This window comes from Serratia grimesii (assembly GCF_900186025.1).
Classification (GTDB): domain Bacteria; phylum Pseudomonadota; class Gammaproteobacteria; order Enterobacterales; family Enterobacteriaceae; genus Serratia; species Serratia grimesii.
Genome location: NZ_LT883155.1, coordinates 1622079 through 1639460, shown reverse-complemented (window position 1 = coordinate 1639460; position 17382 = coordinate 1622079). Strand labels below are relative to the sequence as shown.

The following is a 17382-nucleotide window of genomic DNA, read 5'->3' as shown; positions in this document are numbered from 1 at the left end:
AGGCTCATCCCCCGTGAAGCTTGGGTCCGTTACGAGGTTCCGACATTACAAGTAGACGTCCAGAAGGAAAGACTGCTATAAATATTGTCTTACCGGGATAGTCCTCATCTGCTTTCGGAGCCAATAATAATGAAAACCTTAAAGACCCCGCTGCTGGCCATTGGCCTGCTGACCGTTTTGCCACTGTTCGCAGCAGAAACACCTGCGCCAGTGCCCGCCACCATCGCGCAACATCAGGGACCAATCCGTATTGCGGTAATCCGCAATTTGGGTTCTGACGACAACACTACCCAGTTTCTAGCAGGTACTCTTCAGGAAGGACGCAAGCTAGGCTTTAAGGTCGACACCTTTCTCAGCAATGGTGATGACGCACGCTTTCAAGATTTCGTGAACCAAGCCATCAGCCAGAAATATGACGGTATTATCCTCTCGCAAGGACGTGCGCCTTATTCTACCGAGCTGGTCAAACGCATGACCGCAGCAGGCATTGCCGTATCCGCCTTTGATACCGATATCAGCGGCAGTATTCCCGGCGTCACGGTTTCACAGCAGGATGACGCCTCGTTGGCGAATGAATCCTTCGGACAGCTGGTCAAGGACTTCAACGGCAAAGCCAATATTATTAAGCTCTGGGTAGCGGGCTTTCCACCAATGGAACGCCGGCAAGCAGCCTATCAACAGTTACTGAAACAAAACCCGGGCATTCATGAGCTGGAATCGATTGGTGCAGTCTCATCCGACGTACAAGGGGATACCGCCAATAAAGTCGGTGCTGTGCTGGCCAAATACCCGAAAGGCAAGATTGATGCTATCTGGGGCACCTGGGATGCTTTCAGTCAGGGAGCTTATAAAGCACTAAAAGAAAATGGCCGTACCGAAATCAAACTCTACAGCATCGACATATCCAATCAGGATCTGCAACTGATGCGCGAAGCCAACAGCCCATGGAAAGTCAGCGTAGCGGTGGATACCAAGCTGATAGGTGCAGTCAACTTGCGTTTGGTGGCGAACAAAATTGCCGGGGAACCGACGCCGGCAACCTACGAATTTAAAGCCGCCTCTATCCCACAGGCGTTACTGGTCAGCCAGCCTGGTCCTGTCAACGTCGCCAGTCTGGCCAAAATCATTCCAGGCTGGGGCAGTAGCGATGCTTTCATTCAGCCATGGTTCGCCACGTTACAGGCCAAAACTGGCAAATAATCACTTTCCGCCCGAGGCTATCCCGGTAGCCTCTTTTTTCACACAACTCCCCATTTCTCCCCTGCCATGTTGGTCAAAATAAGCTATGTTATCCCTATAAGATTAATAACTGTATGCATAAACAGGTCTGACATGAAGGGATTCCCACCACTGATCAACGCACTGCTGGCGAGTTCGCTGGTATTAACCATCGGCCGCGGTGTCACTCTGCCGTTCATTACCATTTATCTCACCGGGCATTTCCACCTGCTGCCGAAAAGTGTCGGGATTATTCTGGGCATCAGTCTGGCAATCGGTATTTTCGCCAGTTTGTACGGCGGTTACCTGGTAGATAAATTCAACAAAAACACACTTATCCTGACCTCCATTCTACTGTTTTCTTTGAGCTTTTTTGCTATCCCTTGGATCCCACATCCGGGCGGCATCATTGTAGTCTTGGCTATCCTACATACCGCCTATTCAGTACTGGGCATTACCATCAAGGCCTGTTTTGCCGACTGGCTGCCGGTGGCACAACGTATCAAAGCCTTTTCAATTAATTACACACTGGTGAACGTTGGTTGGGCGGTCGGATCATCACTGGGAGTGATGGTCGCAGGGCTGAACCCGTTATTGCCCTTCTACCTTTCCGGCGGGTTGGCGTTGTTCACTGTGGCAACGTTGAGTTTTAGTCTGCGCCGACAACACGCTGCACCACCACCAGCAAGCGGTGTGATACCGGCCGCATCGCCTAATTTCCGCCAGACGCTGAAAATCCTGCGCAACGATCGTCGGCTGATTTACTTTACCCTCGGCAGCACCCTCGGGGCGGTCGTTTTCGGCCAGTTCACCGGCTATTTGTCGCAATACCTGATCCTGGTTTCCAACGCAGAGTTCGCCTACCAGGTGATTGGTGCAGTGATGATCGTTAACGCCTGTATCGTCATCGCCCTGCAGTACCTGCTAAGTCGAGGTATGCGTCAGGAAAACATGCTGCGCTGGCTGGTGTTGGGCACGCTGTTTTTCATTCTCGGGTTGATCGGTTTTAGCCTGGCCGGGCAATCGCTTTGGTTGTGGATCGCGGCAATGGCCATATTTACCCTGGGCGAGATTATTGTGATCCCAGTGGAATACATGTTTATCGATTTTATCGCGCCGCAACATCTAAAAGGCAGTTACTACGGCGTGCAAAACCTCAGCGCGCTGGGCGGTGCCATTAACCCGGTGCTCTGCGGTTTTATTCTCAGCTACGCCGCACCACACATGATGTTTCTGATGTTAATTGCCGCCGCGTTATTTAGCCTGTTATTCTTTTTCCTCGGGCACCGCTTGGCGCAGAAACAGCAGTTGGACACCCCTAACGCGCTCAGTGCGGAATGAGCATACATGCGGCTTAGTGTAAGGCTGTCAACCTACTCAATCGGCATAGTAGCCATAGAGCGAATTCATGGTGTGATTTGTGGCTAAGGTCACAGTTTAATTGTATGATGAATGCATCGGTTAAACAGGATTAAGTTATGACCAAGCTACTCACTCTGTGCTGGAAATACTTAAGGGCAATCGCCCTTATCTACCTTTGTTTGTTTATCGGCAATGCGGTCGCGGCGTTGTTGCCGATCGCCATACCCGGCAGCATTATCGGTATGCTGCTGCTGTTCGCTCTACTTTCCACACAAATTATGCCTGCCAAGTGGGTCAAGCCTGGTTGCCATCTGTTGATCCGCTATATGGTGCTTTTGTTCGTGCCTATCGGTGTTGGCGTGATGAAATACTATGACCAGATTATCGAACACCTCGGCCCCCTTGTGATCTCATGCGTCGTTAGTACTCTGATGGTGTTGGTCGTCGTCGGCTATACCTCACATTACTTCCATCGAGAGCGCCGCATCGTCGGTAAACCTGATGCGGTGGAGGGCGAAAAATGATCCATGAAATCTGGTGGTCATTGCCGCTGACGCTGGCGGTCTACTTTGCAGCACGCAAGCTGGCCCAGTGGCTGAATATGCCACTGCTCAACCCACTTCTGGTGTCAATGGCAGTGATCATTCCCCTGCTATTGCTGACGGGCATTCCTTATGAACGTTATTTTCAGGGCAGCAAAACCCTCAATGACTTGTTACAACCGGCGGTAGTGGCACTGGCATACCCGCTGTATGAACAACTGCACCAGATCCGCGCTCGCTGGAAGTCTATCATCGCCGTCTGTTTTATCGGCAGCATGACAGCCATGATAAGCGGTGGTGCTATCGCATTATGGATGGGGGCCACGCCGGAGATTGCCGCATCCATCATGCCGAAATCGGTCACGACGCCCATCGCCATGGCAGTCGCAGAATCGCTCGGCGGCATCCCGGCGATCAGCGCAGTCTGCGTTATCTTCGTCGGCATTCTTGGCGCCGTGTTTGGACATACCTTGTTCAAAATATTGGGAATCACAACCCGTTCGGCACGCGGGCTGGCAATGGGGACCGCATCACATGCACTGGGCACCGCACGCTGTGCCGAAATGGACTACCAGGAAGGTGCATTCGGTTCACTCGCGTTAGTGATCTGCGGGATCATTACCTCGCTATTGGCACCATTTCTGTTCCCGGTGTTACTGCATCTGTTCGGTTGAAAGGCTTAAAACTTGCGATTCGTCTCGCAATTATGAATTTCATTGCATTGATTTCATCAATAAAGAGATTTAAATCACACTTTATTCACGCTGAGCTGCCTAGAATGTTATCCCGTTAACCTGTAGAGAGAGTTTCTATGCACCCGCGTTTTCAAACCGCTTTCGGTGAACTGCCCGCCACATTGCAATCCGCCCTATTACCTTATATTGATGCGCCTGATTTTCCGGCCATGTTTAAGGCAGAACAGGTGGATGCGATTAAGCAGCGCTGCGGGCTGGATGATGATGCTCTGGCATTCGCTCTGTTGCCCCTGGCGGCGGCCTGCTCGTTAGCTCCAATCTCCAGGTTCTATGTCGGCGCCATTGCCCGTGGGCAGAGCGGCAACCTGTATTTTGGTGCCAATATGGAGTTCAGTGGCGCGCCGATGCAACAGACCATTCATGCAGAGCAGTGTGCCGTGACCCATGCCTGGCTACGCGGCGAAACAGCCTTGGTCTCTATCACGGTTAACTACACACCATGTGGTCACTGCCGCCAGTTTATGAATGAACTCAACAGCGGCGCCGCACTGAAAATCCGCCTGCCCGGCCGTGAACCGGCAACGCTTGGCGATTATTTGCCTGATGCCTTCGGCCCTAAAGACCTGGATATCGCCACACTGCTGATGGACCGGGTTGATCACGGTTTCCGACTGACGCTAACCAGCGAACTGGAAAAAGCCGCGTTGGCCGCAGCCAATCAGAGTCATGCGCCATACAGCAATGCCCACAGTGGTGTCGCGCTCGAAGCCGAAGACGGTACTATTTACACTGGTCGCTATGCTGAAAACGCCGCGTTCAACCCAAGCCTGCCTCCATTGCAAGCCGCATTGATCCTCATGAATGTCTCCGGCCGCGATTGCCAAAAAGTGAGCCGTGCAGTGCTGGCTGAACCGGAAAGTGCCATCCTCACACAGTGGGATGCTACGCGTGCGACACTGGCCGCGCTCGGCTGCCAAAACGTCAGCCGCATCACTTTCTAATCCTGCTCTTGGCGGTGCTGCCTGGCACCGCTGTTAACAGCCCCGCAAGCCGATTACAATGGCATTCACGTCTTAAAACACTTTCTTTAGTTAAATTAGGACGTGATCGTCGATAATTACGCCAAATTACCTCATGATCCGATAACAATTGCTGTACATATTTTCCCGATCTTTTAGGATCTACCCCATAAAGTTATCCGATACGTTGAAGAGCAAAAGCCATGGAACTTGAATACGAAAGCAAACGCCCCCTCTACATCCCTTATGCCGGCCCTATTCTGCTGGAATTCCCGCTGCTGAATAAAGGTAGCGCCTTCACTGAAGAAGAACGCAGCCATTTCAACCTGCAAGGCTTACTACCTGATGCGGTAGAAACCATTGAGGAACAAGCAGAACGCGCCTATCGCCAGTATCAGGATTTCAAAAACGACAGCGATAAGCATATTTACCTGCGTAACATTCAGGACACCAACGAAACCCTGTTCTACCGTCTGCTTGACTCACACTTGAGTGAGATGATGCCAATCATCTACACACCAACGGTGGGTGAGGCTTGTGAGCATTTCTCCGATATTTATCGCCGTGCTCGTGGGCTGTTTATTTCCTACCCGAACCGCGATCGTATTGATGACATGCTGCAAAATGCCACCAAGCAAAACGTCAAGGTGATCGTTGTCACTGACGGTGAACGTATTCTCGGCCTGGGCGACCAGGGCATTGGCGGCATGGGCATTCCTATCGGTAAGCTGTCTCTGTACACCGCCTGCGGCGGCATCAGCCCCGCCTATACCCTACCGGTAGTGCTGGATGTCGGGACTAACAACCCACAACGCCTGAATGATCCACTGTACATGGGCTGGCGCCATCCGCGTATTTCCGGTGATGAATACCACGCTTTCGTAGAGGAATTTATTCAAGCGGTAAAACGCCGCTGGCCGAATGTATTGTTGCAGTTTGAGGACTTTGCGCAGAATAACGCTACCCCTCTGTTGAACCGCTATCGCAACGAAATCTGCTGCTTTAACGACGATATTCAGGGCACCGCCGCCGTCACGCTTGGCAGCCTGATCGCTGCCAGCCGTGCCGCGGGCAGCCAACTGCGCGATCAAACTGTGACCTTCCTTGGCGCAGGATCCGCCGGTTGTGGTATTGCCGAGCAAATTATCGCGCAGATGAAATCCGAAGGCTTGAGCGAAGATGAAGCACGTGCACGTGTCTTCATGGTCGACCGTTTCGGTCTGCTGACCGACAAACTGCCTAACCTGCTCGATTTCCAAAGCAAACTGGTACAGAAGAGCGAAAACCTGATCGAATGGCAGACAGAAAGCGATGCCATTTCACTTCTGGATGTTGTGCGTAACGCTAAACCAACCATTTTGATTGGCGTTTCTGGTCAGCCAGGCCTGTTCACAGAAGAACTGATCCGCGAAATGCACAAGCATTGTCCGCGTCCGATCGTGATGCCGTTGTCCAACCCAACTTCCCGTGTGGAAGCCCGTCCAGAAGACATCATCAACTGGACCGATGGCGCTGCGTTAGTCGCAACTGGCAGCCCGTTTGCACCCGTGACCTATAAAGACCAGCTGTTCCCTATCGCCCAGTGCAACAACTCCTATATCTTCCCAGGAATTGGTTTGGGTGTTCTGGCTTCCGGCGCCACCCGCGTTACGGATGCCATGTTAATGGCCGCGAGCCGTGCGCTGGCAGAATGTTCGCCATTGGCGACCGATGGGCATGGCGCATTACTGCCGGATATCGATGATATTCAGGGCGTGTCAAAATGCATCGCAATGGAAGTTGGTAAAGCGGCGCAACTGCAGGGAATGGCCGTCGTCACCTCTGAAGAAGCGCTGTCAAAAGCCATCGAACACAACTTCTGGCGTCCACAATATCGCAGCTATAAGCGCACCTCATTCTGATTGAAACAGATGATGGTTATCAAGCCCGGTTCGCCGGGCTTTTTTATTGGCAAAACTGCCTAAAAATGCCGCGTAATGCGTGCTTGAGAGAGGGACAAGCTTGCTTCAGCCAGTCAGGTAAAGTAGCCTTGAGCCATCTTTTTTGGCCCCTGTGCGCGTAAGGCAATAACATGTGGAAACGCCTGATCATCAGCCTGTTCATCATCACTGCCCTGGTGATGATTTCGGCTCTCGCGCTTGATCGCTGGATCAGTTGGAAAACCGCGCCTTACGTCTATGACGAGCTACAAGGTCTGCCCCATCGGCAGGTTGGTGTAGTACTCGGCACCGCCAAATATTACCGTACCGGCGTGATCAACCAATATTATCGCTACCGCATTCAAGGTGCGATCAACGCCTACAACAGCGGTAAGGTAAAATACCTGCTGCTGAGCGGTGACAATGCTCAGCAAAGCTACAACGAACCTATGACCATGCGCCGCGATTTGATTGCAGCAGGCGTGGCACCTAGCGACATCGTGCTGGATTACGCGGGGTTCCGCACTCTGGATTCGATCGTCCGTACTCGAAAAGTGTTCGACACTAACGACTTCATCATCATCACTCAACGCTTCCACTGCGAGCGCGCGCTGTTTATTGCGTTGCATATGGGGATCCAGGCACAGTGTTATGCGGTGCCTTCGCCGAAAGATATGATGACAGTGCGTGCTCGCGAGATCTTCGCCCGCCTTGGTGCGCTGACCGATCTGTACATTCTCAAACGCGAACCGCGTTTCCTTGGCCCACTGATCCCTATTTCCGCCATGCACACCGTACCCGAAGATGCTCAAGGTTATCCGGCTGTGTCGCCAGAACAGTTAGTCGAGTTGGAACACAAGTTAGCGGCGGAAAAACAAAAGGCCAAGTAGCCTGAAACCCAACACTAAAAATAGACACGGCCAGCATTTGCTGGCCGTTTCTCTTGCTACGGAGGTTTATTTTTTCTTGGCGTACTTCAGTGAATCCAGCGCTACCGCGAAGATAATGATGCCGCCCTTGATGATGTACTGCCAGTAAGGGTTAACGCCAATGTAGGTCAGACCGTAGTTGATGACGGTGAAGATGATAACCCCGGTCACCACCCCCAGCACAGTCCCCACCCCACCGGCAAAGGACACGCCCCCCACCACGCAGGCAGCAATCGCATCCAGCTCATACATAAAGCCGAGGTTGTTGGTAGCACTGCCGATACGACCCGCCTCCAGTAAACCGCCGAACGCATAGAACACACCAGACAACGCATAAATCATGATCAGGTTCAGTGGCACGTTCACGCCGGAAACCTTTGCCGCCTCTGGGTTACCACCAATGGCGAAGATATTTTTACCGAAGCGGGTTTTGTTCCACAGGATCCAGACAAAAATAATCGCAATGATGGCGTAGAAGGTAATGTACGACAGCTTAAAATCCCCGAAACGCAAGAACCCTTGCGCAAAGGTTGAAAACTTGGGATCAAAACCCGCCACTGGCGATGCACCGACAGAGTCGTAATACAGCGAGTTAATGCCGTACACGATAATCATGGTGCCCAACGTGGTAATAAAAGGTGTCACATTGAGGTAAGCGATAATCAACCCGTTAACCAAACCGATCACGGCACCAACGGCACACACCAGCAGAATCACTAACGGAATCGACCAGGTTTCCATGTGCGGAAACACCTTATTGACGTTATCCATCGACTGCAACAACGTCGCCGCGATCACCGCGGCCAACCCAACCTGGCGACCAGCAGACAGGTCAGTACCCTGGGTAACTATCAGTCCGGCCACGCCCAATGCAATAATGATACGCACTGAGGACTGCGTCAGAATGTTACTCAGGTTCATTAAACTGAGGAATGTCGGATCCTGGATAATAATAATTGCCAGCAGCACCAGCAATACCACGTAAATGCCACCTTCCTTGAAATAGGTGAACAAAGTTTTCTTATTCAGCGCGTTCATAATTCTGATCCTTAAAGGTGCAGGGATGCGAGACGTAAAATTTCATTTTGCGAGGTCTGTTTGGTATTAACGATGCCCGCAACCTGACCATTACTCATCACCAATATTCTGTCGGTAATTCCCAAAAGCTCCGGCATTTCAGACGAGACAATAATGATCCCCTTGCCCTTCTTCGCCAGTTCGGTCATCAACTGATAAATTTCGAATTTGGCACCCACATCAATGCCGCGCGTCGGCTCATCCAGCATTAATATTTCAGGCTGAGTCAGCAACCAACGGCCGATGATCACCTTCTGCTGGTTACCGCCGGACAACGAACCAATGTTGGTATGGTGGCCTGGCGTTTTGACTCGCATGGCATCGATCACCCACTGGGTATCGCTTTTCATTCGCGCATTGTCCAGCAGGCCGATTTTATTTTTATAATTGCGGATGTTGGAGATCAGCGAGTTAAAACCAACGTCCAGGTAGGCGTAAATCCCGGTAGATCGGCGCTCTTCCGTCACCAATGCAAAACCGTGGTTTATCGCTTCATTGGCGCTGTGGTTATTGATGGCTTTGCCATGCAGCTTGATGGTGCCCGCGACTTTTTCACGAATGCCGAACAGGGTTTCCACGATGTCGGTACGTTTGGCCCCCACCAGCCCTGCAATGCCGAGAATTTCACCCTGATGTAAATCAAAGGAAACATCGCGAATAGAAGGCTGGCGCATTGAGGTCAGGCCTTTCACCTCCAGGATCACTTCACCCGGCGTATTTTGTCTGTCGGGGAAACGCTGGCTGAGTGAACGGCCCACCATCATCGAAATGATTTTGTCCATATCCAGCCCTTCCAGCGGCTGGGTCGCGATCCACTGCCCATCGCGCAGAATGGTGATTTCATCACACAGTTGGAAAATTTCCTCCATCTTGTGCGAGATATAAACAATACCGCAGCCACGCTCCTTCAGCTTACGGATAATGGTGAACAGATGGTTCACCTCTTTTTCCGTCAGCGATGAGGTCGGCTCATCCATAATGACGATCTTGGCGTCGTAGGAGAACGCCTTGGCAATTTCGATCATTTGCATCTGTGATACCGATAACGTACCCACTTTATCCCGTGGGTTGATATCAATATCCAACTCGTCAAATATTGCCTGGGTATCTTTCAGCATCTTGTCCTGATCGACAAACATGCCTTTGGTCGGGTAACGACCCAGCCACATGTTGTCCATCACGGTGCGCTGCAAAACCAGGTTCAATTCTTGGTGCACCATTGAAACGCCGTGTTCCAACGCCTCTTTAGAGCTTTTGAAATCAACTTCCTGGCCTTGAAAAATAATACTGCCGGCATCTTTTTTATAAATGCCAAACAGGCATTTTAATAATGTCGATTTGCCCGCGCCGTTCTCCCCCATTAACGCATGAATGGAGTGCGGACGAACGCGTAGATTCACATTATCCAATGCCTTAACGCCGGGAAATGACTTACTGATATCGGTCATTTCCAGCAAAAATTCGCGTGGGCTGTCGGCCATAAATACACCTGGCTAGTATACCTGTCGCCTTTCAAGTCACAGCGTTGTTATCTGCTTTACAAGCCCATCCTTGGGTCTTGCCCCTGTGGGGCCACTGCAAGCAGCGTTCAAATCTGTTCCCGACAGACCTGTCACTCACCCCCAGTGACTTATCTGTGTAAGCGCCTGGGCCGAGCGTGCTGGCCGCCTTGCTGTAACTTGAAATTCATAGGGTATGGACTTGATATTAATCATAAATGCCCCGCCTGCAGCTTTCCTGGTGTTGGCGCCGGTCAGCGCACCACAAGCGGGGGCATTGTGTGTTATCTCAGAACTTATTTAACAAACTGAGACAGGTTGTCTTTATCAACACCAACGTAAGGAATACGGACCACTTTATTTTCGATCTTATATTTGGTGCCATCGGCAGCCGGTTTGCCCGCAGCCAGGTTTTTCGCCAATTCAAAAGTGGCTTTAGCCTGATTGTCGGCATCGTTCAGTACTGTTCCCGCCATCGCGCCGGATTTCACCATCGCCAGCGCTTCAGGTAACGCATCCACACCGAATACCGGAATGCTGGATTTGTTATGTGCTTTCAGCGCTTCTACCGCACCCATCGCCATTGCATCGTTGTTGGCGATAACCACTTCAATTTTGTTGGCGTTAGGGCCAGACAGCCAGGCATCCATCTTGTCTTTCGCCTGTGCGGTATCCCACATTGCGGTATCCATTTGCAGCTGCTGAGTCTTAATGCCGTCATCATTGAGCGTTTTCACCACATAGGTGGTGCGAGCTTCAGCGTCCGGATGACCTGGTTCACCTTTCAGCAACACATACTGAATCTGACCATCTTTGTTCAGATCCCAGTTCGGGTTAGCCTTCCAGTGTTTCTCAATCAACTGGCCCTGGATCACACCGGACTCTTTAGAGTCGGTCCCCACGTAATAAGCTTTGTCATAGCTGTCCAATGCTTTACGTGAAGGCTCTTTGTTGTAGAACACGATTGGGATATCGTTTGCGCGTGCCTTATCAATAACTACCGGGGCAGCGGCCGGGTCCACCAGGTTGATCGCCAGTGCTTTAACACCCTTGGCAATCAGCACGTCGATCTGATCGTTCTGTTTGGATTGGTCATTCTGCGAGTCATTCATCAGCAAAGTGACATCCGGAGAGGCTTTAGCGTCTTTCTCAATCGCCTTGCGTACCACCGACATAAAGTTGTCATCATATTTATAAATAGTGACGCCAATACGGGTATCTGCATGTGCTGCGGCGCCAAACATCATGGCTGCGGCCGTCGCGGCCAGGGTGAAAACCTTCTTATTCATTGTGTGTCTCCGGTTTATGTAGGGTCTTGCTCGGTATTAAGCCAAAGGTAACCGGCGGTAAGTGCACGACCGGGCCTGGCAGTTTCCCTGTCATCCGTGAATCATGTTATTCCTGAAAATATGCTGACAGCGCGAGTTAAAAACAGCAGCGGCAAGAGCCTTTGCGCTGGAAAACGTCTAGAGCATAGACGGCGTGATGTTAATAATCTGTGAATTTTCTCACAGATTGAAAACGGTTACACAAGATTAAATGTTCAGAGAGTGACCGCCGCCTCACTTTGCCAAGGGGCGACAGAATGGCGGCGTACCAAGGTGGGCATGAACAAATGACGGGCCTGAGGCTCCAGCTGGCCTGCTGCACCACGCAGGGCCAGTTCAGTAGCCAAAGTCGCCATGGTAACAATGGGATAGCGTACCGTGGTGAGTTTGGGGCTGGTATAACGCGCGATAGGGATGTCATCGAATCCCACCAGCGAAAAATTTTGCGGTACGGTGATACCGTTTTCTTTCAACACGGCCATGGCACCGGCGGCCATGGCGTCATTGTAGGCAAACACTGCGCTCAAGTGCAGATTACGCCCCAGCAACTCAATCATTGCAGACTCCCCACCCTGCAAGTCCGGCGAACCGTAAGCGCGCCAATTGTCTGGCGTCGCGAGGCCTGCGGCCCCCATCGCCTGCGTATAGCCTTGCTGGCGTAACGGACCATCTTCAATGGGGTGGTTGGAGCCCAGATAGCCGATACGCTGATGGCCCTGCGATAACAACAAACGCATTGCCATCTCCGCGCCGCTGACATTGTCCAAACCAACGCAGCGATGCTCATAACCGGCGATAATTCTGTTGATCAATACCATACCTGGCACCTGATCGAGAAAACCGATCAACTCTGCATCACATAAGGTTTTTGCATGAACAATCAAGGCATTGCATCTCTGCCTGAGCAACACCTCAATGGCGTGACGTTCTTTATCCGCCTGATGGTAACTGTTGCCGATCAACAGATATTTATGGTGTTGCTGTGCGACAGTGTCTACCGCTTTCACCAATGCGCCAAAAAAGGGATCGGAGACATCCATCACCACAACCCCGAGGGTATCACTGCTCTGCGTCGCCAATGCTTGTGCATTGGCATTGGGCCGATAACCCAGTTCGGCCACCGCTTTCAGCACCTGTTCACGCGTTTCTTTGCTGGTCAGGGCGCTGTGGTTGAGCACACGGGAGACGGTCGCCACAGACACGCCCGCACGCTTCGCCACGTCGCGAATGGTGGTTGGGTGAACAGAGGTCATGAAAGATCCTGAGGTCGGGGTAGTTGACAGTGGCGCTATCCTACCCCGTTTATCATCCTCCTCTGCGTGAATTACGTCACAGGAAAGAAAACGTTTACATACATTTTTTTAACCTACCTGCGCCAGATCTCAGTTCAGTGCCTTGGACTCCGTCTTGCCGGCAGCCAAAGTGGTCAATTTGCGCCATAGCCACTCCACTGGGCCTTGGGAAAAATAACGCAACCACAAGTTTGAAAACAACAGGTTAGCCAACCAAACTGCGGGAACAAACGCCAAGAGTTGCAGACGGTCAAATTGCTGGTACAAACCAAAGCGGTAGAACAACGTGGTGCAAATCAGCGTTTGCAGCAGGTAATTACTCAACGCCATACGCCCGACCTGCGTCAGCCAATGACCGATACGTAGACGCGACAACGTCGGCCAGAAACCGTAGCACAAGGCCAGATATCCCATGGCCTGCAAGGGCGCCCCCAGTTCACGTGGCACCTGCAATAAAAAACCGCTCCAGCGGTAGTCCCAGTGAAGATGCCATTGCAATACCACTGCCGGTAATTGGATCATCAATGAAAGCGGTATCAGCCAAGCCGCCTGCCGACGATAGTAACCCAGTGAATAAGTCCCACGCAGCCAGCCGCTACGCATCAATCCGGCACCGAATAGCATCAGCCCCGCCAACTCCCAGCCATATTGCGCGCCAATGGCCAAAAGGCTGGAAGAGAGCATATCTGTACGACTGCGCCATGCCTCCATACCCCCCTGTAATTTCCAGAACTTCTCATACTGCAGTTCTGCTACACCGGGCTGCCAAAAACCGCCCGGTTCACCGTGCGATATGAAACCCAGCAGCAGCAACACCCCCACACCGATCAGGTACAACACCACACCCGTTTTCAGCAATTGGTAGGTTTCTTTGGCATCGCGGATCATCCGCCAGCACACGAGACCAATCAGGCCATAGGCCAACAGAATGTCGCCATCCCAGAGGAAGATGGCATGTGCCAAGCCAAAGAGCACCAACCAAGACAATCGTGCCCGTATCCAGCCTTTACCGCGGCGAAGCAGCATCTGCAAACCGGCACCAAATAGCAGCGCAAACATCGCCAGAAATTTGGCCTGAGCGAAAATATCCAACAGCGCCCAGGTCCAGGCATCGCGCGACGACGGTAGCCCCAGGTAAGCGGGATTAAGGTAGGCCGCTTTCGGCAGTCCAAAGGCGCTGATATTCAGCAGCAGAATGCCAAGGATGGCGATGCCGCGCACACAGTCCAGAGTGGCGATGCGCGGCAGCGGCGTTATCGGAGCGTTGTTCATTATTTTACCGCTGTATTCCGGTCATTAAAAAGGCGCCCGCAGGCGCCTGTTCTTGTTTAGCAAACTCTCATCACCCCTGATGATGACGCACCGCGCGCAGGAATTCCTGGCGAGTGTTCTGGCTGGACTTGAACAGCCCACCCAACGAGGTGGTGGTAGTGGCGCTGGTCGCGTCACGGATACCGCGCGCTTTAACACAATAATGGACCGCATCAATCGATACTGCCACGTTATTGGTCCCCAGCAAGGTTTGCAAAGCCACCAGGATTTGCTGAGTCAAACGCTCTTGCACCTGTGGTCGCTGGGAGAAAAACTGCACGATACGGTTGATTTTAGACAAGCCGATAACGGCATCTTTTGGAATATAGGCAACTGTCGCCTTACCGTCGATAGTCACAAAATGGTGTTCGCACGTACTGGTCAAGGTAATGTCGCGAACAGTGACCATTTCGTCTACCTTCATCTTGTTCTCGATGACGGTAATTTTCGGGAAGTTGGCGTAGTCCAGACCGGAGAAGATCTCATCAACGTACATTTTGGCGATACGGTGTGGGGTTTCTGCCAGGCTATCGTCGGACAGATCGAGATTAAGCAGCTGCATGATTTCCGTCATGTGCTCTTTAATGCGACGCTTACGTGTCTCGCGATCCAGCACTTCTCCACGCAACGGTGTTTCAAGACCGCGCTCTTCAAGCGCAGCATGAACCAGTACAGCTTCTTTACTTAATGATGTCATTTCATCTCTCCAACGGACTTGAACTCGCCAATCCGGCTGCTTTACCGAGCAAACTGGTGAATTGCGTACTCTCCTGACAACAGATCTTTACGTCGTTAATAACGTGAACCTGGTCAAGATTTTGGCTCCACTGTAGATGAGAGTGCGGCGATTATCCAGTGATTGTGCTTCATCAGCAGGTGAAATATTCGCATTTTCCTGCCCGTGGTTTTTTCAGCGTTACCCTGTCGGCGGGAGAGGAAAGCACCTTCGCGGTTAAAAGGCTCGGTTTAAACTTCCGCTCAAAATTTAGCCTTTGCGAAAAAATGCGACCTATTCAATGAGATCTCCCGGGCTTCCTCACCTATGCGTAAGATCATAACAGTACTATTGCCAAAAATTGTCCGCCGGCCAAATCTGTTTCAGAGGAAGCCATTATCACCAGGCGGACACACCGCAATCAGAATCCTACGGTCATGCCGATAACCGGTCCCTGCTGCACCATGTCATAGACAAACCCGTCATGCTGATAATTCACGCCCATTGCACGATATCCTGCAAGCACGGCAACGGTAGAACCAAACTGATATCCCAACAGCCCCGCCATATCCCAGTCGAACCGTGCCTGCCCCCCGCCAGCCGTGCCCCATCCGGTCAGGAATATGTGTTCGGTCATAGCATAGTGGCCACGCATACCGGCCACCGCATCAACCCAGGTGGCACTGTCGCTTCTCTGTGTCCCGTCAATAGCACCACCATGCAGAGCCAGCGTGGTTTTGCTGTACCATATTCGCCCGCCGGCAATAACATCCAGATGACTTTTTCCATCCTGAAGTAAGGTGTATCCCGCCCCCAGAAAGCCAGACGCCGTTTTTGATTTCGTATCCAAGCGGCTGGATGGCAGATCCGTTTTCGTGGTTGAGTCGCTATACATGATATCCGCCAAGATACTGTAGGGCCCTTTTCTCGCTTCCATCAGCCCCATAAACGCCACGTCAAGGTTACGGGCAACATCTGAGAAATCTAACTTCACGTGGGATTTACCGGTCCTTTTATGGCCCACATCCCCTTCAACCCCCGCCCCCCAGATATAAGGGCTTACCGAAAAATGCCACTCTTGCGCATCCGCCGTCATCGGCGCTCCGGATGAAGATCCCCCCGCCGCGCTGGTTGCTGCGGGCAGCAGCAGGTAAACACCGAGACAAAGACTCGCTTTGTACGCCATGCCCATCCCCGTTATCCTCATCAGTATTAGCGCAAGAACAAGGCGGTGCGTTCAGCCGCACAATCCTGAGTCGGTTTCAGACCCTTTTTTTCTGCTGCCTGGACTTCCGCCCGGGCCGCAGCCACATCGGCCAGGAAAGCCGGCTCTGCATGCAATCTCGCTACGGTGGCCGCTCCCATGATGCGCCCCGCATCCACGTCGCTCTGCCAGTGAGCATCACAAATCACCCGACTCTGACCGAAGGCCAAACCACGGGCCAGTAGTTCAGTGGCGCGCTTGGGTTGTATTTCCGCCAACACCAGCCCCCAACCCCAACCGGCAGCCGAGTGACCCGATGGCCAAGAGCCATCATGGCGCAAGACAGCCTCCATATCTTTACGGCAAGTCCCTTCGTTATGCATAACAAATGGCCGGGTGCGATTGAATGCGTTCTTGGCACTATAGGTAGAAATACCGGCATCAGTCAGGACACGGCGCATCAGGGTATAAAGACGGGGAGTGTCCTTTTCGGTGATATTCACCCCGAGTGCGCAGGAAAAGGTGGTGGCTGGTGCCGGGAAAGTCAGCTCGGCGTCTTCTGCTGCCAGTTTCTCGCGAATCGTCCCCCGTAAAGCAAGAGCAGCGCGACGAGCTTCTTCATCACGAGCAAAGGCTGCCGAATCTGGGGTCGGCGGTGCGCCAAGCAGCGCCAGACGAGCCGGCAACTCAGCTGAGTCTAAATAACCGGGGGCTAAACTGAAATGCGGATCCGTCACCTTGGGTTTTACTTCTTGAGTAGCAAAGACAGACGTCGTACATAATAGAGAAAGTAACGGCACCAAACGGTAACGCAAAGACCCGGAGATCATCATTATATTCATCCTTATTGATTGCCTCGGAAGATGCCCCCCTGAGCCAGAGTGGTTAGCATCATCATAACTTTTTGAATTAATCGCACTTACGAAAATGGTGACTAAAAATATCTCGAAGGGACAATGCGTTATGAATAATCCAATCCCCCCGATAGAAATGGGTTACCACTGGTCATGACAATAAACAAATAATATTAATTAAAATAAGAAATCACCTGCAAAAATTAATTATTAGCCAGATAAGATTATTTTTAATCAGGATAATTACTGAGTATCCTTTACTTTCTATAGTAGTCAATTCAATTAACAGAAAAACAGTCACTCCATCCCAAAGAGGTAGAAATAAAACGCCGCTTTCATTAACAATGAAATATTGTGATATGACATAATGTACTAACGATATTTATCATTACTGTACCTTGCGCACAGTTTATTGATT

General features: G+C 51.7%; 15 protein-coding genes. 7 read left to right on the top strand and 8 right to left on the bottom strand.

Going from position 1 to position 17382, the window contains the following annotated elements:
- Positions 1 to 129 precede the first annotated feature (129 nt).
- The 7 genes from SGBXF1_RS07700 to sanA all read left to right on the top strand — a co-directional run bounded on the left by SGBXF1_RS07700 (position 130) and on the right by sanA (position 7645).
- Complete coding sequence (locus SGBXF1_RS07700; protein WP_186428103.1) at positions 130 to 1200, top strand: sugar ABC transporter substrate-binding protein; 1071 nt, start codon at positions 130 to 132, stop codon at positions 1198 to 1200.
- 132 nt (positions 1201 to 1332) lie between these two features.
- Positions 1333 to 2559: an MFS transporter gene (locus SGBXF1_RS07695; protein WP_061807086.1), complete on the top strand. Its 1227-nt coding sequence runs from the start codon at positions 1333 to 1335 to the stop codon at positions 2557 to 2559.
- Positions 2560 to 2696: 137 nt separating this feature from the next.
- Positions 2697 to 3104, top strand: coding sequence for a CidA/LrgA family protein (locus tag SGBXF1_RS07690; protein WP_130379858.1), 408 nt, complete (start codon positions 2697 to 2699; stop codon positions 3102 to 3104).
- Complete coding sequence (locus tag SGBXF1_RS07685) at positions 3101 to 3796, top strand: CidB/LrgB family autolysis modulator (protein ID WP_037420194.1); 696 nt, start codon at positions 3101 to 3103, stop codon at positions 3794 to 3796. Before SGBXF1_RS07690 ends, SGBXF1_RS07685 begins: the two co-directional genes overlap by 4 nt.
- Before the next feature lie 137 nt (positions 3797 to 3933).
- Positions 3934 to 4818 carry a cytidine deaminase gene (cdd, locus tag SGBXF1_RS07680; protein ID WP_186428102.1) on the top strand — a complete coding sequence of 295 codons (885 nt, stop codon included), beginning with the start codon at positions 3934 to 3936 and terminating at the stop codon, positions 4816 to 4818.
- Between the two features lie 221 nt (positions 4819 to 5039).
- Positions 5040 to 6737, top strand: a complete 1698-nt coding sequence (locus tag SGBXF1_RS07675; protein ID WP_037420197.1) for an NAD-dependent malic enzyme — start codon at positions 5040 to 5042, stop codon at positions 6735 to 6737.
- Positions 6738 to 6907: 170 nt separating this feature from the next.
- The gene (sanA, locus tag SGBXF1_RS07670) at positions 6908 to 7645 is read left to right on the top strand and encodes an outer membrane permeability protein SanA (protein ID WP_061807084.1); all 738 of its coding nucleotides are present in this window, start codon (positions 6908 to 6910) and stop codon (positions 7643 to 7645) included.
- A gap of 66 nt (positions 7646 to 7711) precedes the next feature.
- Here sanA and mglC read toward each other — a convergent pair whose 3' ends face one another.
- The 8 genes from mglC to SGBXF1_RS07630 form a co-directional block, all read right to left on the bottom strand.
- Positions 7712 to 8722: a galactose/methyl galactoside ABC transporter permease MglC gene (gene mglC, locus SGBXF1_RS07665; protein WP_012005998.1), complete on the bottom strand. Its 1011-nt coding sequence runs from the start codon at positions 8720 to 8722 to the stop codon at positions 7712 to 7714.
- A gap of 11 nt (positions 8723 to 8733) precedes the next feature.
- A complete protein-coding gene (gene mglA / locus SGBXF1_RS07660) occupies positions 8734 to 10242 on the bottom strand; it encodes a galactose/methyl galactoside ABC transporter ATP-binding protein MglA (RefSeq protein ID WP_037420203.1) in 1509 nt (502 codons plus the stop codon).
- Between the two features lie 314 nt (positions 10243 to 10556).
- The gene (gene mglB / locus SGBXF1_RS07655) at positions 10557 to 11549 is read right to left on the bottom strand and encodes a galactose/glucose ABC transporter substrate-binding protein MglB (RefSeq protein ID WP_037420206.1); all 993 of its coding nucleotides are present in this window, start codon (positions 11547 to 11549) and stop codon (positions 10557 to 10559) included.
- Positions 11550 to 11803: 254 nt separating this feature from the next.
- Positions 11804 to 12841, bottom strand: coding sequence for an HTH-type transcriptional regulator GalS (gene galS / locus SGBXF1_RS07650; RefSeq protein WP_186428101.1), 1038 nt, complete (start codon positions 12839 to 12841; stop codon positions 11804 to 11806).
- 129 nt (positions 12842 to 12970) lie between these two features.
- Positions 12971 to 14152 (bottom strand): DUF418 domain-containing protein YeiB, encoded by a 1182-nt coding sequence (gene yeiB, locus SGBXF1_RS07645; RefSeq protein ID WP_272947694.1) that lies wholly within the window; start codon positions 14150 to 14152, stop codon positions 12971 to 12973.
- Between the two features lie 70 nt (positions 14153 to 14222).
- Complete coding sequence (gene folE, locus SGBXF1_RS07640; protein ID WP_012005993.1) at positions 14223 to 14888, bottom strand: GTP cyclohydrolase I FolE; 666 nt, start codon at positions 14886 to 14888, stop codon at positions 14223 to 14225.
- Positions 14889 to 15327: 439 nt separating this feature from the next.
- On the bottom strand, positions 15328 to 16092 hold the full coding sequence (locus SGBXF1_RS07635; RefSeq protein ID WP_202819437.1) for a hypothetical protein: 765 nt from the start codon (positions 16090 to 16092) through the stop codon (positions 15328 to 15330).
- Between the two features lie 26 nt (positions 16093 to 16118).
- Positions 16119 to 16943: an acid phosphatase gene (locus tag SGBXF1_RS07630; RefSeq protein WP_061807079.1), complete on the bottom strand. Its 825-nt coding sequence runs from the start codon at positions 16941 to 16943 to the stop codon at positions 16119 to 16121.
- Positions 16944 to 17382 lie beyond the last annotated feature (439 nt).

Bases quoted from the DNA above. Each gene is read 5' to 3' on its own strand.
- SGBXF1_RS07700 (WP_186428103.1), top strand. From the start codon at position 130: ATGAAAACCTTAAAGACCCCGCTGCTGGCCATTGGCCTGCTGACCGTT.
- mglC (WP_012005998.1), bottom strand. From the start codon at position 8,722: ATGAACGCGCTGAATAAGAAAACTTTGTTCACCTATTTCAAGGAAGGT.
- mglB (WP_037420206.1), bottom strand. From the start codon at position 11,549: ATGAATAAGAAGGTTTTCACCCTGGCCGCGACGGCCGCAGCCATGATG.
- cdd (WP_186428102.1), top strand. From the start codon at position 3,934: ATGCACCCGCGTTTTCAAACCGCTTTCGGTGAACTGCCCGCCACATTG.
- SGBXF1_RS07630 (WP_061807079.1), bottom strand. From the start codon at position 16,943: ATGATGATCTCCGGGTCTTTGCGTTACCGTTTGGTGCCGTTACTTTCT.
- folE (WP_012005993.1), bottom strand. From the start codon at position 14,888: ATGACATCATTAAGTAAAGAAGCTGTACTGGTTCATGCTGCGCTTGAA.
- SGBXF1_RS07685 (WP_037420194.1), top strand. From the start codon at position 3,101: ATGATCCATGAAATCTGGTGGTCATTGCCGCTGACGCTGGCGGTCTAC.
- SGBXF1_RS07695 (WP_061807086.1), top strand. From the start codon at position 1,333: ATGAAGGGATTCCCACCACTGATCAACGCACTGCTGGCGAGTTCGCTG.
- SGBXF1_RS07635 (WP_202819437.1), bottom strand. From the start codon at position 16,092: ATGGCGTACAAAGCGAGTCTTTGTCTCGGTGTTTACCTGCTGCTGCCC.
- SGBXF1_RS07675 (WP_037420197.1), top strand. From the start codon at position 5,040: ATGGAACTTGAATACGAAAGCAAACGCCCCCTCTACATCCCTTATGCC.
- mglA (WP_037420203.1), bottom strand. From the start codon at position 10,242: ATGGCCGACAGCCCACGCGAATTTTTGCTGGAAATGACCGATATCAGT.
- yeiB (WP_272947694.1), bottom strand. From the start codon at position 14,152: ATGAACAACGCTCCGATAACGCCGCTGCCGCGCATCGCCACTCTGGAC.
- galS (WP_186428101.1), bottom strand. From the start codon at position 12,841: ATGACCTCTGTTCACCCAACCACCATTCGCGACGTGGCGAAGCGTGCG.
- sanA (WP_061807084.1), top strand. From the start codon at position 6,908: ATGTGGAAACGCCTGATCATCAGCCTGTTCATCATCACTGCCCTGGTG.
- SGBXF1_RS07690 (WP_130379858.1), top strand. From the start codon at position 2,697: ATGACCAAGCTACTCACTCTGTGCTGGAAATACTTAAGGGCAATCGCC.